15 protein-coding genes are annotated in these 12,623 nt (G+C 66.6%); all 15 read right to left on the minus strand.

Annotation, left to right across the window (positions count from 1 at the left end):
* Nucleotides 1–3: 3 nt before the first annotated feature.
* Nucleotides 4–273, minus strand: coding sequence for a VirB3 family type IV secretion system protein (locus AWB83_RS21910; protein WP_087047723.1), 270 nt, complete (start codon nt 271–273; stop codon nt 4–6).
* Nucleotides 270–650 carry a TrbC/VirB2 family type IV secretion system protein gene (locus AWB83_RS21915; protein WP_087047724.1) on the minus strand — a complete coding sequence of 127 codons (381 nt, stop codon included), beginning with the start codon at nt 648–650 and terminating at the stop codon, nt 270–272. Before AWB83_RS21915 ends, AWB83_RS21910 begins: the two co-directional genes overlap by 4 nt.
* Complete coding sequence (gene trbB / locus AWB83_RS21920) at nt 647–1,663, minus strand: P-type conjugative transfer ATPase TrbB (RefSeq protein WP_087047725.1); 1,017 nt, start codon at nt 1,661–1,663, stop codon at nt 647–649. The genes AWB83_RS21915 and trbB overlap by 4 nt, the downstream gene beginning before the upstream one ends.
* A complete protein-coding gene (locus tag AWB83_RS21925) occupies nt 1,660–2,118 on the minus strand; it encodes a ribbon-helix-helix protein, CopG family (RefSeq protein WP_087047726.1) in 459 nt (152 codons plus the stop codon). The genes trbB and AWB83_RS21925 overlap by 4 nt, the downstream gene beginning before the upstream one ends.
* Nucleotides 2,115–4,115, minus strand: a complete 2,001-nt coding sequence (locus AWB83_RS21930) for a conjugal transfer protein TraG (protein WP_087047727.1) — start codon at nt 4,113–4,115, stop codon at nt 2,115–2,117. The genes AWB83_RS21925 and AWB83_RS21930 overlap by 4 nt, the downstream gene beginning before the upstream one ends.
* 221 nt (nt 4,116–4,336) lie before the next feature.
* The gene (locus AWB83_RS21935; RefSeq protein ID WP_087047728.1) at nt 4,337–4,585 is read right to left on the minus strand and encodes an EexN family lipoprotein; all 249 of its coding nucleotides are present in this window, start codon (nt 4,583–4,585) and stop codon (nt 4,337–4,339) included.
* Complete coding sequence (locus AWB83_RS21940; RefSeq protein WP_087047822.1) at nt 4,582–5,508, minus strand: LysR family transcriptional regulator; 927 nt, start codon at nt 5,506–5,508, stop codon at nt 4,582–4,584. The genes AWB83_RS21935 and AWB83_RS21940 overlap by 4 nt, the downstream gene beginning before the upstream one ends.
* A 187-nt stretch (nt 5,509–5,695) precedes the next feature.
* Entirely contained in the window at nt 5,696–7,648 is a 1,953-nt protein-coding gene (locus AWB83_RS21945) for a relaxase/mobilization nuclease and DUF3363 domain-containing protein (RefSeq protein WP_087047729.1), read from the minus strand.
* 448 nt (nt 7,649–8,096) lie between these two features.
* Nucleotides 8,097–8,684, minus strand: coding sequence for a S26 family signal peptidase (locus tag AWB83_RS21955; RefSeq protein ID WP_087047731.1), 588 nt, complete (start codon nt 8,682–8,684; stop codon nt 8,097–8,099).
* Nucleotides 8,681–9,214: a DUF2840 domain-containing protein gene (locus AWB83_RS21960; protein WP_087047732.1), complete on the minus strand. Its 534-nt coding sequence runs from the start codon at nt 9,212–9,214 to the stop codon at nt 8,681–8,683. Before AWB83_RS21960 ends, AWB83_RS21955 begins: the two co-directional genes overlap by 4 nt.
* Complete coding sequence (locus tag AWB83_RS21965) at nt 9,211–9,462, minus strand: chromosome partitioning protein ParB (RefSeq protein ID WP_096059383.1); 252 nt, start codon at nt 9,460–9,462, stop codon at nt 9,211–9,213. The genes AWB83_RS21960 and AWB83_RS21965 overlap by 4 nt, the downstream gene beginning before the upstream one ends.
* A complete protein-coding gene (gene parA / locus AWB83_RS21970; protein ID WP_087047734.1) occupies nt 9,459–10,097 on the minus strand; it encodes a ParA family partition ATPase in 639 nt (212 codons plus the stop codon). Before parA ends, AWB83_RS21965 begins: the two co-directional genes overlap by 4 nt.
* A 253-nt stretch (nt 10,098–10,350) precedes the next feature.
* The gene (locus tag AWB83_RS21980) at nt 10,351–11,187 is read right to left on the minus strand and encodes a replication initiator protein A (RefSeq protein ID WP_374729129.1); all 837 of its coding nucleotides are present in this window, start codon (nt 11,185–11,187) and stop codon (nt 10,351–10,353) included.
* Nucleotides 11,188–11,213: 26 nt separating this feature from the next.
* Nucleotides 11,214–11,495, minus strand: coding sequence for a helix-turn-helix transcriptional regulator (locus AWB83_RS21985; RefSeq protein WP_087047737.1), 282 nt, complete (start codon nt 11,493–11,495; stop codon nt 11,214–11,216).
* Nucleotides 11,496–11,620: 125 nt separating this feature from the next.
* Nucleotides 11,621–12,376, minus strand: a complete 756-nt coding sequence (locus AWB83_RS21990) for a DUF7011 domain-containing protein (protein WP_087047738.1) — start codon at nt 12,374–12,376, stop codon at nt 11,621–11,623.
* Between the last annotated feature and the right edge of the window lie 247 nt (nt 12,377–12,623).

A 12,623-nucleotide genomic window follows, 5' to 3' on the forward strand; every position in this document is an offset into this window, starting at 1 on the left:
CCCTCACACGTCCAGGAGCGGCTTGTGCCGCAGGTGCTTGGCGAACACCTGCATAAACTGCGGATCGACGCGTGCGCCCCACACCGCCAGCGAATGACCGACGATCCAGAGCGCGAGGCCGGGCAGCCAGAGCTGCATACCCAGGCCCACGGCGGCGGCCAGCGTGCCGTTGGCGATCGCCACGGTGCGCGGCGCGCCTCCCAGCAGAATCGGCTCGGTCAGCGAGCGGTGCAGCGGCACCTCGAAGCCCGGTAGCGTGTTAGCCATGTTCATACGACGGCCCCGCCCGAGAAGCTGAAGAACGACAGGAAGAACGAGGACGCGGCGAACGCGATGGACAGACCAAAGACGATCTGGATCAGCTTGCGAAAGCCGCCCGACGTGTCGCCGAACGCGAGCGCCAGCCCCGTGGCGATGATGATGATGACGGCGACGATGCGCGCGACCGGTCCCTGGATGGACTCCAGAATGGATTGCAGCGGCGATTCCCACGGCATGTTGGAACCGCTCGCCTTCGCGGTGCCGGCCATCAGCAGCATCGCGGCGGCCGACAGCAGGCCGTGACGCGCCGGAGCGGCCAAGCGCCGCAGACGCAACAGGCACGGAACCGGATTTACGGAAAAACGGAAAGCAGTAGCACTCTGCGTCATGGCAGTTCTCCAGGAGGTTCGGGGGACGGGGAAGCGATGGCGGATGCTGGCGAGAGCGCATCCGCGAGGCGGTAGCCGATGCCGTCGAAGCCGACGACGCGAGCGATGCTTTCGATACGGCGCCGACGGCCGCGACCAGCGATGTGGATCACGACATTGACCGCCTCGGCGATCAGTGCGCGCGGCGGATTCACGGCGACTTCGAGAATCAGTTGCTCCAGGCGCAGCAACGCGCCCACGGCGGAGCCGGCGTGGATCGTGGCGATGCCGCCCGGATGGCCGGTGCCCCACACCTTGATGAGATCGAGCGCTTCGCCGCCGCGGACCTCGCCGACGATCACGCGGTCGGGGCGCAGGCGCATCGTGGCGCGCACCAGCTCGGTCATGGTCACGACGCCCGCGCGCGTGCGCAGCGGCACGTGGTCACGCGCGGCGCATTGCAGTTCCACGGTGTCTTCGAGCACCAGCACGCGGTCGCCGGTGGCCGCGATTTCGGCGAGCAGCGCATTAGCGAGCGTCGTCTTGCCGGTACTGGTACCACCGGCGATCAGGATGTTCTGCCGCTCGCGTACCGCGCTGCGCAGGAACTCGGCCTGCGTGGCGGTCATCATGCCGTCGGCGACGTAGCGCCCCAGCGGGATGACGCCGACGGCGCGTTTTCGCAGCGCGAAGGCCGGGCCGGGAGCTGCCGGTGGCAAGATGCCTTCAAACCGCTCGCCGGTTTCCGGCAGCTCGGCGGTCAAGAGTGGTTGACCGCGATGCACTTCCGCGCCGACGTGCGCCGCGACGAGGCGGATGATGCGTTCGCCATCCTCCTCGGACAGTTCCGCGCCGAGCGGCGCGCGGCCTGAAGACAGACGATCGACCCAGAGCGTGTGATCCGGGTTGAGCATGATTTCCACCACGTCCGGGTCTTCGAGAGCGGCGGCGATCAGCGGCCCCATCGCCGTGCGTAGCATGCGGATGCGCCGGTCGAGCGAGGTGGTGGCGAAAGACTGCGGTAGCGCGCTCATGAGGCGTGCTCTCCAGTCAGCGATGCCGCGTCGTCGAGCGCCGCGGCATCGGGATTCAATTCCTCCACCACGTCACGCACCAGGCTGCGACCGCGCATGAGGTGGCGGCCGAGCTGTTCGACGAACTGCTCGAAACGCGCCTTTCCCTGCGCGCGGGCCGCGTCCTGATGGGCTTCGGGGACCGGCACGCTGACCGTCAGGAAGTAGCGGACGAACAGCGCCAGCGTCTCGATCTCGATGTTCTGGTCGCGCTCCAGCTTCTCGAACTGGCGCGAGAGCCGATCCAGCCGTTTGGCGATGGCGGCCTCGCGCTGGTCGCCCGCGTCGGGCGAGAGCCACGACGCCAGCGCCGCCGCGACGATGGACGACTTCGACACGCCTTTCTTCGCGGCCAGTTCGTCGAGCCGTCTGGCGTGTTCGGGGGCAATGAACAGATTGAGTCGGTACTGGCTCATAGCTGGAGTCCGTCGTCGGGATCGAGGGAGGCCAGCCGGGCCGTGCGTTGCAAGGCCGGGTCGAGCTGGCGAGGAAGCGGCAGCGGCAGGTCGTCGTCATCGAGCAGCGCCAGGTCGTTGGCGGTCGGCGTCGGTTCCGGGTGGTATTCGGCGACTTCAGATAGCTCCGGTTGCCGGCGCGGGCCGCCGTCATCGGCGCTGCCTGCGAAATCCTCGGTGGCTTCGGTAGCGGGCGCGGCCGGTACGGCGGGAATCGCCAGCGCGCTCCAGTCGTCGGGGCGTAGCGGTGGCGCATCGGCGTAGGGGCCGGCTGCAAGCGCGGGCGGCGGCAGCACGCGCCGCTTGAAGTTGGCGTCGGTGTAGTAGCGCAGCTTCTTCGCCTTGATCGGCGCCACGCTGGACACCATCACCACGGCTTCGTCGGGCGGAAGCTGCATCACTTCGCCGGGCGTGAGCAGTGGGCGTGCCGTTTCCTGGCGCGACACCATGAGGTGCCCGAGCCAGGGGGAAAGCCGATGACCGGCGTAGTTGCGCTGCGCGCGCAGTTCGGTCGCGGTGCCCAGCGTTTCGGAAATGCGCTTGGCGGTGCGTTCGTCGTTGGTGGCGAACGTCACACGCACATGGCAGTTGTCGAGGATCGAGTGGTTCTGGCCGTAGGCTTTGTCGATCTGGTTGAGCGACTGCGCAATGAGGAAGCTGCGGATGCCGTAGCCGGCCATGAACGCGAGCGCCGTCTCGAAAAAATCGAGCCGGCCGAGAGCCGGGAACTCATCGAGCATCAGGAGCAGCTTGTGACGGCGCGCGATGCCGTCGCTGCCGTCGAGCGATTCGGTCAGGCGCCGGCCGATCTGGTTGAGGATCAGGCGTACCAGCGGCTTGGTGCGGCTGATGTCGGACGGTGGCACGACGAGGTACAGCGAAACCGGGTGATCGGCGGAAATGAGATCCGCGATGCGCCAGTCGCAGCGCGAGGTGACTTCGGCCACCGTGGGATCACGGTACAGACCGAGAAACGACATGGCCGTGGACAGCACGCCCGAGCGTTCGTTGTCGCTCTTGTTGAGCACTTCTCGCGCAGCGGAGGCAACGACGGAATGCGGGGCATCGCCCAGGTGCCGCGTCGTCATCATCCAGTGCAGTGTCAGCTCGAACGGGCACGCGGGATCGGAGAGGAAATTGGCGACGCCGCGCAGCGTCTTGTCCTCGCCCGCGTAGAGCACGTGCAGGATGGCGCCGACCAGCAGCGCGTGCGATGTCTTCTCCCAGTGGTTGCGCCGCTCCAACGCGCCTTCGGGATCGACCAGGATGTCGGCGATGTTCTGCACGTCGCGCACTTCATGCGCGCCACGCCGCACTTCCACCAGCGGGTTATACGCGGCCGACTTCGCATCGGTCGGGTTGAACAGCAGGCAGTGCGAGAAGCGCGAGCGCCAGCCCGCGGTGATGCTCCAGTTCTCGCCCTTGATGTCGTGGATGACTGCGGATGCGGGCCAGCTCAGGAGCGTCGGAATGACCAGGCCCACGCCCTTGCCGGAGCGCGTGGGCGCAAAAGTGAGGACGTGTTCCGGGCCTTCATGGCGCAGGTACTGTCGCGCATGCAGACCGAGAAACACGCCGGCCGGTTGGTCGAGGCCGGCCTTGCGAATGTCGGCGGCGTTGGCCCAGCGCGCCGAACCGTAGGTCGTGACGTGCTTCGATTGGCGCGAGCGCCAGACCGACATGGCGATGGCGACCAATACCGCCACCAGGCCACTGCCGCCAGCGATGGCGCCGCCCTTGTCGAAGAGGTGGGGCGCATAGCCGTCGTAGAGAAACCACCACTCGAAGAGACGCCAAGGGTGATAGACCGGCGTATTGAAGAAGTCGAACCAGGGCGGGCCAAGGCGTAGCTGATAGCCCAGAGCGGCGGCTGTCCATTGTGTGGCACTCCACACGCCGGCGATCACGATGCCGAAAACGACGGCAATCTGCCCGAACAGCACACCTTGACTCTGCATATCGCCCTCCGCTTTCTCCTGTGCGAATCGCGGCACACACACGTGCCGAAGACGGGAGGATCGGAGTCAGGTCAAGGGCCGGTCAAAGACCTTTATCGAAAGGAATATTGAGGAAAAAGTATGGATTCGCGCAGGGTCGAATGCATGAAAAACGCCGCAAGCGGTAGCGCGTTACGGCGTGATAAGCGGAAAACGGGAAATTTGTGATGCAGAATGGACGATCAGAACTTCGGTGAGTCCTTCGGCGGGGTGTAAGGGGCTTTGCCGCTGCCGAAGAATTGCCGGTTCGTCGCCTCGGCCACGCGGTTGCAGAGTTCATCTCCCAGCTTCGCGCGATCCGTTTTGCACTGCTCGCGCAACTCCTTCAACCGCGCGGGATTAGCTACGAGTGAATTCACCGTCTCAACCGGCTCGGATTTGCCGCAGGCGGTCAGCATCACGACAAGCATCAGCAGCAGGATCTTCTTCATGACTCGGCCTCCTCCGGAACATTGGGATGATCGCTACCGAGCGCTTCGACCGCATGGACACACTCGATGAAGCGCGCCAGGATTTCCGTTGGTTCGTTATCGGGACGCAGTAGATAGGTCGTCAGCTTGGGGGAAAGCCCGGCCAGTGGACGCGCGATCACCCCGCATTCGCGGCTTGCTTTGAGCTGCGAAGCGCCTACCAAGCCCAAGGCGCAGCCCGCTGCCACCATCGCCATCATCAGATTGATGGTGGCCACGCGCTCGGCGACCAAAGGCTCTCTGTCGGCATGTCGGAGCAGGCGATCAATCTGCCGCACGTAGCCTTCGCACGCATGGGGATCGCCAAGCACCAGCGGATAGCGCAGCACTTCCTCCAGCGGGATACGTTTGTACGACAGCAGCGGATGACGATCGGGAACCGCCACCATCAGCGGATCGCTCCAGGCTGGCTCCGCGATGATGCCATCGCCAACCTCATCCGCGCGTGCGAACCCCAGGTCGTAGGTATCGTCCAGCAGTCCCTTGATCTGCTGCGACAGACGCACTTCAGACAGACGGATTTCGATGTCCGGTTCGTCCTGGCGGCATCGCGCCAACAGGGCGGAAAAGCGCGACGGCGTGATGCCGTCGGACAAGGCAATGCGCAACTGGCCCTGGAAACCGTTGGCCGCTGCCTTGACGCTATCGCGGGCCTGCTGCAGGGCAGTTAGGACGCGCGATACATGCTGCATGAACATGCGTCCTGCGCGGGTCAGCCGGGTGTTGCGTGAGGTACGTACAAATAGCAGCACACCCAGTTCTTCTTCCAGTTCCTTGATGGCGCGCGACATCGGCGGTTGCTCGATATGCAATCGCTCGGCCGCACGCGCGAAATGCAACTCTTCGGCGACAGCCATAAAACATCGTAAATGGCGTAATTCCATACCCTCTACCTCAAGCACAAGGCCCCGCAACTTGTTCCCCTTGCCGTCACTAGGACGCATAGAAAGAATTGCCAGGCACCAACGCAAGAACGGGTGTCCTCGCCGAAATCTACCGAGGAGTGCTCTATATGAATCTCCGCTTCTTGCGGTCGAATTCGATCAACTTATTTCAAGTGAGCCATCCGGCTCAGCGTCCGAGTTGTCGGCTGACCTGCCACGACACCCCGGTGCCGTGCACCGTCGCAGCTAGCTGCTGCCCCAGCCGTTGTTCGATGACCGGCTTCCACGGCAGCAGCGAAAAGCCCATGCCGTCATCCAGCACAGCATAGCGACCGCTGGCGAGCATGACGCTGCGCCGGTAAATGCCCACCACGCGTTGCCCATCGGTAGTAGGTCGATGCTCCAGCCCAGTCTCGGCGGCAATATCCCGCGCGGCTTTCTCCAATTCACGCCCGCGCAGCGTTGCCAGCAGATTGCGCGCGAGGATCATCCGTTTCCCTCGCTGCTCGGCTAGCCCCTGCTCGACCAGGAAGTCGGCGCGATCCCGTAACGCTTCCTTGATCTCGCCACTGAACCCAAGGTCGCCGAGCCCCGTACCGCGGCCGATCAACTGCTGGTCGAGCCAGGTGGCGCCAATCACACGGGTCTGCCGTTCGATCGGCATGTGCGATTTCAGCTCCACTGCTACACCGCCGCCCATGCGTTGCGCGTCGTACCGGCGGCCGCGTTCGACCAGATCGTCGGGGACGCGCCAAACGCCTTCGGCGGTGCGTTCCACGATGCCGGCGCGACGCAGGGCTTCGAGTCGGCGCACGTGCGTGGCGACCACCTCGCCCGGGTCGCGGTCGGGCGTGGCCTGGCCTTTGGCGACGGCAAAATGGTGGTCGGTGCGGTAGATGCCATCGACCACCAGAGCGGCGACGTTGCGGTCAGCAGTGCGCGCGTCAGCCGAGCTTTTCACTTCCACTACAGCGCCGGTCGGGTACTGCTCCAGTTCCACCCGTGGCGGCAGCGCAATGTAATGCGCCTTGCCGTCGGTGCCATCGACGATCAGGTAGCCCTTGTCGTACAGCTCGTCGACCAGCCCCTTGCCGATCACGCGACCAATAAGGGGGCGGCCCTCTTTGCTTGGCTCGAACACGGACAGCTCGCGCTGTCGGTCGCTCATGGCGCGCTGCATGGTACGGATGATGTCGCCACGCTCGCCCATTGCGCGCAGGGTCGGTTCGGCTTCGGCTTGAACGGCCCACACATGCGGTTGCTGCTCGTTCGCCAAACCCATGCGCTGTAAGCGTTGCAGGCGGCCGATCAGCATCTGCCGCTGGCGTTGCAGTTTGGGTTCGGCAAAGCGTTCGGTTCGCACCAAGCCATCGTCGCCGGCCTCGCGCTGCAGGACGCGATCCAATCCCGTCCACCGCTCTTGATCGACCTCGCGCAGCATGGTGCGCTTGATCTCCAGCTCGGTGCGCGGCCCCAGCCACTCGGTCGCCAGCTCTGCCGCCCGCCGACGTATTCCCTCGGCGATGTAGTCGCGGGAGATGATGAGGTCTTTGCCGGTGTCGTCCTTGCCACGAAGGACGACGTGCGTGTGCGGGTTGTCAGTGTTCCAGTGATCGACGGCCACCCATTCCAGTCGGGTGCCCAAGTCGGCCTCCATGCGCGCCATCAGGTGCCGGGTGTAGGTGCGCATGTCGTCGAGTTGTTCGGCGTCCTCCGGCGAGACGATGAAGCGGAACTGATGCCGGTCGTCGGTGCTGCGCTCCTTGAACGCTTCGAGGTCTGCAGCATCGTTCATTGGCCCATAAGCGTGCCCTGGCCCACCCTGGCGATCGACGCCTTCGCGCTCGATGTAGCGCAGGTGCGCGGCGGTCGAGCGCGGCCCGGTCTGCGCCAGATTGACCAGCCTTACCTTGATCGTGACGCGCCGGGCATTGGCGCCAAGTCCTCGGCCCGCGAAGCGTGCGGCGACGTGGCCACGGCCCAGTCGGGAACCGGGTCGCTGGCCGACCTTACCTGCCGCCTTGCCGAGCTTGGCGCCGGCCTTGTTGGTCTGCCGCAGCACCTTGTTGACGAAGGCATCGCCGCGCTGCTTGGGCGCACCAGGTCGAACGCGGAAACGGTCGTCGTCACGCTGGCTCATGGCGTGGCCCCATCCAAGGCCGTCGCAGTCCGGCGCGCGAAGCACGCGCGTTCGCCAATGCCGGCGCGACATTGCGCACCTTCACGGCACGCTGCTAGCCCTTGGCGCGTGCCGCGCCGCCCCCACGTGCAGACAGGGTTTTCAAGCGGCGATGTGCCGCGACCTTTTATCTTGCCTTCCGCCTTTGCCTGTCGCTGTCGCTCCAGGCGTCGGCGGCCCGGCGGCGCTGCACTGCATGCAGCCAGCGCGCCGGCGAACGCATCCACGGCCGCAGGCCGGGCGCGTTCGCGGCAAGACGCCTGCACGTGGGAAAGCGACGCCGAAGGTTGCGCGACGTGCAGCGCGAATGCGCTTGTACGGCAAGCACGACGACACGGCGATGCGCAACGAAACGACACGCCTGATGGCACGACAGAATGCACAACGATATGCAGCGAGTCGGCGGCCATCATGGGCGTGCCTCCAGCCAGAGCGGATGCGCCACGCCAATCACGGCGGAGGCAGCCACCGGCCCGAAATACCGGCTGTCGAACGACGCCGGATTGACGGTGCTCAACAGGAACAGCTCGCCCGGCCGCAGCCGCCGGCACTGCTGCCAAGCAGGCAGCGGCCGGCCCAGATGATCGGCGGGCAGCGTGGCGGCTACCGGCACGCCGTCGATGCGCACGCTGCGGCCGACGACGCACACCTGCTGCGGCGCGATGGCGCCCACTCGCTTGAGCAACGGAATACCCAACGGCAGGTAATCGCGCTGCGCAGCCAGTAACGCGGCCTGCGCCGGCAGGTGGGCCAGCACGATGCCGTCCACGTGCACGGGGTTGCGCAGCGGATCGGCCAGCCAATCGAACGGATCGATGCGATACCAGCCGACCGGCACGCTGTCGGTCGGGTTGTAGATCACACGCGGCAGTGGCGATACAAAGGATGCCCAGGCCAGCGCAGCGAGGCCGCAGGCGGACAGGCTCGCCAGTACGAGGCGAGCGCGCCAGTGCGAGCGAGGACACGGCGAGGCGGCGGAAGTGGAAACGCTCGTCATGACAGCGCCCTCCCGGCGAGCCAGGCTGCATGTCGCTCGGCGGTGTACGCCGGCAACGGCAGGCGTGCGGCGAGCCGGTTGGCGAGCGTGCGCCAGTACGCGAGCGATACGGCAGCCGGCGCGATGCCCAGCGCCTCGATGGCGTCGATCTGCTGCAGCACGGCGCGCACGGCGGGTTCGCCCTCGGCGTGCAGCAACAGGCGCGCGCCGGGCAGCACGCCGGTGATGCACTGCGCCGCCTCCAGCGGCGTGCACGCCTGCATCACCATGAGCTGCCAGCGCACCGTGCCGTAGTCGTTGGCGTGCCAGCGGATGCGGCAGAACACGGCGCCCGGCAGGAACACCGCGACGCGCCGCCAGCGGTCGAGCCGGACGGTGCGCGCCGGCTCGCCGAAGCGCAGATAGAGGTCGATGCGTTGCTCAACGTAGGCGAGGGATACGCGAGTCAGTGACGCGCTAGCGTCCTGACCGGCGCATGTCGAGCATGGTGATGGCAGCGCAGCCGTGGCCGCCGAAATGGATGCGTTCATGGAGTCGTCTCCGGAAACTCACGTTCGAGCAGCGCGCGCAGCAGTTCGGCGACGGTCACGCCTTGCGTGAACGCCGCCACCTTGATGCGGGCGCGCATCGCGGGCGTGATGTCGAGCGTCAGGCGTGCGGTGTAGAGGTCGCCTTTGTGCAAGGTCTCGGCGTCGCCCTGGCGAACCCACGCCTCGGCGTGGGGGTTGGCCGGCGGGCGCGCACCGATGCCGATGCGTTTGCCGCGCGCGGTCGTCATGCTGGCCACCGCAGCAGCTCGTCGGTCAGCGCCGCGATCTCGCGCGCTGCGGCGCTATCGGGCGCTGTCTCGCGGGCGAGCCGGCCAGCGGCCACGCTGTCGGCGAACACGATGCGTTGATGCACTTCCGAGCGCAGCGCCGGCATCGGCTGTTCGGCCAGCGCGCCGCGTGCTTCACGACCGATGATCGTGGTACTGACGCGCCGGTTAATGACAAAGGCCGCGCGCAACGCTGGCCGGAATACCTGCGCCTCGCGGATCAGCGCGACCATCTCGGCAGAGGCCCACAAGTCATAGGGACTGGGCTGCACCGGGATCAGCACGCGCTCGGCCGCCAGCAGCGCGGAGCGCACCAAGGCGGCGATACGAGGCGGCCCGTCGATGACGACGTGATCGGCACGGCGCGCCAGTTCCGGCGCTTCCTGATGCAGCGTTTCGCGGGCCAGGCCCACGGCGCTGAACAGGCGCGGCAAGCCCTGCTGGGCGCGCCGCTGCGTCCAGTCCAGTGCCGAGCCTTGCGGATCGGCATCGAGCAGGATGACCGATTGCCCGCGCATCGCCAGTTCACCTGCGACGTGCGTGGCGAGCGTGGTCTTGCCGACGCCGCCTTTCTGGTTAAGCAGCGCAACGATCATGGCGCGGCCCTCCGTGTGGGAAAGCCGGGCTTTCGCGGTTGCGCGTGGTGCCGTCTGGCGGTTGTCCACCGAGGCGCGGCGCTTCTACTACCAGTTAGAGGTTTTAAGTTAGATAAGTTAGAGGGCGCTGAAACCCGCGCCGTTATTGGCTTTCGGGCGAATTCGCACGCCTGATAGCACGATAGGGACACGCCTGATAGCACGAGTCCCGGCACGCCTGATAGCACGAGCCCGTCCACACGTTGTCCCCGAGTTATCCCCGTGCCGTGAGTGGCACGGGCCGGAAGGTCAGCAGTTCCACGCCGGACTCCGGCATCCGCTCGATACCGAGCACATAACCGGGCAGCGACTGCCGCGCGACCAGCGCGCGCAGATCGCAGGCGAAGTCGTAGGGCTTCGCCGTGCTGCCCGACTTGCGGTGCAGGTGCCGGAAGTCGAACTGCCAGCCGTGTGGCTGCCTGCCGCCGTGCTTGCGCACTAGGCGGTACAGCCACCGTTCGATGCCGCCAGTCAGCCGGAAGTACGCCGGGTCGATGGTCAGCACCAGGGCGGCGTCGAGCACGCCGGCATAGAACCAGTCCGGCAGGATCAGTTCGATGCCCAGCGGCGTGCCGCAGGCGTCGGCCAGCTCCTTCCACTCGTTGATCCACGAGAAGCGATGCAGGCGCCGCCCGGTCGTCTCGCGGATGGACGTCGCCACCGTGGTCGATTGCAGCCGGTCGAGCGCGGCTTTCAAACGCTGGTAGTCGCGCAGTGACACCCCGCGCCCGATGAAGCGCAGGATTTCGTAGGGCGTGGCATGCATCAGACGCGACGGGCGCAGGCCCGCGTCGCGCGCTTCCACGATCTGGCTGGCCGCCCAGATCAGGATGTCCGCATCCCAGATCGTGGCGATGCCGTGCTCCTGCGTGCCTTCCACGCGGATCGTGACGTTCCCACTGCGGAAGTCGATCGGCGCCGTGCGCCGCGACTTCGCCAGCGAGAAAAACGGAAAGGCCATCAAGTCCTGGCTGTCGCGCGGCACCATGCCATCGCCCGGCAAGGCGCGGAACAGGTCGAGCTGTTCCCGCTCCCGCGATGGGCTGGGCATGGCGATGGCCACCGGCGAGCCACCGATCAGCGCACACGGTTGTCGGCCGAGTGATGCTCGGCATACTCGGGATCGGACGTGGTTTCGTAGCTGCGCTGGTCGGCCCAGGCATCGAGGTCAGCCACGGCGTACATGACGCGCCGGCCGAACTTGCGGAACTTTGGCCCGTTGCCGATCACGCGCTGCTTTTCGAGCGTGCGCGGCGACAGCCGCAGGTAGTCGGCGGCTTCGTCGTTGGTGAGGTAGCGTTGGGGTTGCGGTGTCGTAGCGACAGCAGCGGCAGCAGGCCGCAAGGGAGCGGGACGCATCGGGTGAACCTCCATCGGTCAGGAACGCGCGGCCACACAACGCGACCGGATGGAGGCAGTCTCGGAAAAGCGGCGCGTTGCGAAGAGGGTCGTTTTGCAGCGCAGGCAAAACGACCCTCCCCCGATCAGTCGAGCTGTGCCAAGCGGCGATAGCCGCCGTGCATCAGCGTCTGGCCCCGGCGTACCAGGCGGCGCACGCGCGAGCGCAGGCCACCGTCGGCGTGCCAGCTTTCGGCGACCCTATCGGCACCGAAGAGTCCCGCCGCCGTTTCGCGCAAGGACGCACCGGCCAGGGCCGCGTCGAGCGCCTGCAGGGTGTGCAGTTCCAGTAGCGCGGCAGGCGTGGGGCGGCTGCGGGCCAGCGCCGCAGGCGCGGTCTCGCCGATGGCGGCCCTTTGTTCCAGCGAGGCCGCCAGCACGCGCTGGAGCGTGCCGGCCGAGGCGCAGGCGCGCAGGACATGGACGTAGGCCATGCCGTCCGCGAGGCCCGGTGCCAGCGCCAGCCGCAGGCAGCCGCCGGGCCAGCGGGCCAGCAGCACGAGGCGCTTGCCGTCGTGGATCAGGCATTTGTGGCCGGGGATGTGCCAGAACGCGAAGACGACGGCACCCGGCGGCGGGTCGGCATCCGGGTAGAGCTGGAGCACGTTGTCGTGATCGGGAAACCAAGCCGGATGCGCGTCGCGCGCATCCCGCGCCGGGTCTTCGAGCAGGCGCAGCCCCCACGCGTGCGCCGCTTCAGGTCGGCGACGATGGCGCAGCCAGCCGCGCCGATAGTCGGGGTTCCTGCGCAGGTACTCCCAGGCCAGCGCGGGGCCGTCGAGGTGCAGCACGTAGAGATACGCGGCAGTGGGATACCAGGGTTCGGCGCTTCGATCGGCCATGATGCACGCTCCCCTCATTGAGCAGGAACATCGCCACGGTCGTCGCTGTGCAGGGACTACGGCATCACTTCAAGGCGTCATCAGGCACGGGTAAAGTAACCAGCGGTTTCCAGTCCGATAGGCTCCGGCATCTTGCACGTGCAGTCCGAATCGTGACGATGCTGCATGCGCGAATCGCGTGCAGCACGGAACACCCTGCCGCAAACCGCGTCCCGCATCGTTACTTTTTTGGTCAGGCAGACCACTG

It is taken from the genome of Caballeronia ptereochthonis (assembly GCF_001545075.1).
Taxonomy (GTDB): Bacteria; Pseudomonadota; Gammaproteobacteria; order Burkholderiales; family Burkholderiaceae; genus Caballeronia; species Caballeronia ptereochthonis.

What these genes read in the sequence shown, in the direction of transcription:
- AWB83_RS21980 (WP_374729129.1), bottom strand. Translation starts at nt 11,187, where the DNA reads ATGCCCAGCCCATCGCGGGAGCGGGAACAGCTCGACCTGTTCCGCGCC.
- AWB83_RS21940 (WP_087047822.1), bottom strand. Translation starts at nt 5,508, where the DNA reads ATGGAATTACGCCATTTACGATGTTTTATGGCTGTCGCCGAAGAGTTG.
- AWB83_RS21990 (WP_087047738.1), bottom strand. Translation starts at nt 12,376, where the DNA reads ATGGCCGATCGAAGCGCCGAACCCTGGTATCCCACTGCCGCGTATCTC.
- AWB83_RS21915 (WP_087047724.1), bottom strand. Translation starts at nt 650, where the DNA reads ATGACGCAGAGTGCTACTGCTTTCCGTTTTTCCGTAAATCCGGTTCCG.
- AWB83_RS21965 (WP_096059383.1), bottom strand. Translation starts at nt 9,462, where the DNA reads ATGACGACCGCGCGCGGCAAACGCATCGGCATCGGTGCGCGCCCGCCG.
- AWB83_RS21930 (WP_087047727.1), bottom strand. Translation starts at nt 4,115, where the DNA reads ATGCAGAGTCAAGGTGTGCTGTTCGGGCAGATTGCCGTCGTTTTCGGC.
- AWB83_RS21925 (WP_087047726.1), bottom strand. Translation starts at nt 2,118, where the DNA reads ATGAGCCAGTACCGACTCAATCTGTTCATTGCCCCCGAACACGCCAGA.
- AWB83_RS21985 (WP_087047737.1), bottom strand. Translation starts at nt 11,495, where the DNA reads ATGCGTCCCGCTCCCTTGCGGCCTGCTGCCGCTGCTGTCGCTACGACA.
- parA (WP_087047734.1), bottom strand. Translation starts at nt 10,097, where the DNA reads ATGATCGTTGCGCTGCTTAACCAGAAAGGCGGCGTCGGCAAGACCACG.
- AWB83_RS21955 (WP_087047731.1), bottom strand. Translation starts at nt 8,684, where the DNA reads ATGACGAGCGTTTCCACTTCCGCCGCCTCGCCGTGTCCTCGCTCGCAC.
- AWB83_RS21910 (WP_087047723.1), bottom strand. Translation starts at nt 273, where the DNA reads ATGAACATGGCTAACACGCTACCGGGCTTCGAGGTGCCGCTGCACCGC.
- trbB (WP_087047725.1), bottom strand. Translation starts at nt 1,663, where the DNA reads ATGAGCGCGCTACCGCAGTCTTTCGCCACCACCTCGCTCGACCGGCGC.
- AWB83_RS21935 (WP_087047728.1), bottom strand. Translation starts at nt 4,585, where the DNA reads ATGAAGAAGATCCTGCTGCTGATGCTTGTCGTGATGCTGACCGCCTGC.
- AWB83_RS21945 (WP_087047729.1), bottom strand. Translation starts at nt 7,648, where the DNA reads ATGAGCCAGCGTGACGACGACCGTTTCCGCGTTCGACCTGGTGCGCCC.
- AWB83_RS21960 (WP_087047732.1), bottom strand. Translation starts at nt 9,214, where the DNA reads ATGAACGCATCCATTTCGGCGGCCACGGCTGCGCTGCCATCACCATGC.